This window comes from Microbacterium sp. HMWF026, from assembly GCF_003061325.1.
Classification (GTDB): domain Bacteria; phylum Actinomycetota; class Actinomycetes; order Actinomycetales; family Microbacteriaceae; genus Microbacterium; species Microbacterium testaceum_E.
In genome coordinates this window covers 1-1,734 of record NZ_QAJB01000039.1, presented here as the reverse complement: position 1 = coordinate 1,734, position 1,734 = coordinate 1, and the positions used below count along the sequence as shown (strand labels likewise).

2 protein-coding genes are annotated in these 1,734 nt (G+C 71.2%); both read left to right on the top strand.

What is annotated here, in order from left to right:
- Window positions 1-378 precede the first annotated feature (378 nt).
- The gene (gene hrcA, locus DBR36_RS01665; protein WP_108317286.1) at window positions 379-1,419 is read left to right on the top strand and encodes a heat-inducible transcriptional repressor HrcA; all 1,041 of its coding nucleotides are present in this window, start codon (window positions 379-381) and stop codon (window positions 1,417-1,419) included.
- 49 nt (window positions 1,420-1,468) lie between these two features.
- Window positions 1,469-1,734, top strand: a 266-nt coding sequence (locus DBR36_RS01660; protein ID WP_146185168.1) for a DnaJ domain-containing protein, incomplete at its 3' end; no start/stop codon positions are given.

The window sequence follows — 1,734 nt, the reverse complement described above, 5'->3', positions numbered from 1 at the left end:
CGGCCTGACCTGTCGCACCTGGCCCGAGTGGGCGCTCCGAGCGCGGGTGGGCGGCGGGGAGCGCGTCGCGCCTGGGTGGGCGCAGCGAGAAGCGCGCGCCCGCCGGTCGGCGCGACGATGAGCCCGCGCCCGCCGGTGGGCGCAACGATGAGCGCACGCCCGCCGGCGGAGCGCGCGCCCGCCAGGACCCTCGATAAACGCCGTCCGTGCCCAGAAACGGTGCGAGCCCGCGTTTCTCGCCACGCATCGCGTTTATCGAGGGCACGGCGCGGCACGAGGGGCATCGCGACCACCCGCGAGCCGCTCGGCGCGAGCGTCGGACGTTCGACGTAGAATTGGCACTCAGTCGAGTCGAGTGCCAAACGGGAGGAGCAGCGCATGGTGTCGGAACGCGGCCTTCAGGTGCTGCGCGCGATCGTGCAGGACTACGTCGACACGCGCGAGCCCGTGGGCAGCAAGGCCATCGTCGAACGTCACGCCTTCGGGGTGTCCGCGGCGACGATCCGCAACGACATGGCGCTGCTCGAGGACGAAGACCTCATCGTCGCACCGCACACGTCGTCGGGGCGCGTTCCCACCGACAAGGGCTACCGCGTCTTCGTCGACCACCTCGCCGAACTGCGCCCGCTCTCGACCGCCCAGCGCAGCGCCATCACGTCGTTCCTCGACGAGGCCGGCGATCTCGACGACCTCCTCGCGCGCACGGTACGCGCGCTCACGCAGCTGACCGGCCAGGTCGCGATCGTGCAGTACCCCTCGTTCGCCCGCGCGAACGTCTCGCACGTCGAGCTGGTCGCCCTGGGCGGACCGCGGGTGCTCGTCATCCTGGTCACCGACACCGGCAGGGTGTCGCAGCGCATCGCCTTCGTGCCGGTGGAGCCGAGCGATGCCGACATCGTGCAGCTGCGCGCGCGGGTGGGCGCCGTCATCGTCGGGCGCGGCGTCGCCGAGTGCGCGCACCGCGTCGCGGACGCCCTGGCCGAGGGCCCGCGGCCCGGGATCGTGCTCGACGCGATCGCCGACGCCGTGCTGCGCGTGGTCGGCGAAGAGCTCGAGGAGTTCCGCCAGGACCGCCTCGTGATGGCCGGTGCCGCGACCCTCGCCAAGCGCGAGGCCGACTTCCGCGGCAGCATCTACCCGCTGCTCGAAGCCATCGAAGAGCAGGTCACCCTGCTCCGCCTGATGAGCGAGATGGTGGCCGACGACAAGGGACTGTCGGCCAGCATAGGACGCGAGAACGAACCCTTCGGCCTCGTCGAGGCCTCGGTGCTCGCGAGCCGGTACGACGGATCCACCGGCGGCGCCCGCGTGGGGCTGCTCGGACCGACCCGCATGGATTACTCCTCCAACCTCGCGGCGGTCCGCGCCGTCGCGCACTATCTGACCCGGATGCTCGAAGACGACGACAGCGCGCGCTGACGGCATCCCCGAAGAGAACAACCCCGCGTGAGCGGGCAGGAAGGCGATTGTGGCTGACCACTACGAGGTCCTGGGTGTCGAACGCGACGCCAGCCCCGAAGACATCAAGAAGGCCTACCGACGTCTCGCGCGCCAGTTGCACCCGGACGTCAACCCCGGAGAGGACGCGTCCGAGCGCTTCAAGCTCGTGACCCACGCGTACGACGTGCTCAGCGATCCCGAGCAGCGCCGTCGTTACGACATGGGCGGCGACCAGAGCCCGTTCGGCGGCGGGGGAGCGGCGGGCTTCGGCGGCTTCAGCGACATCTTCGAGAC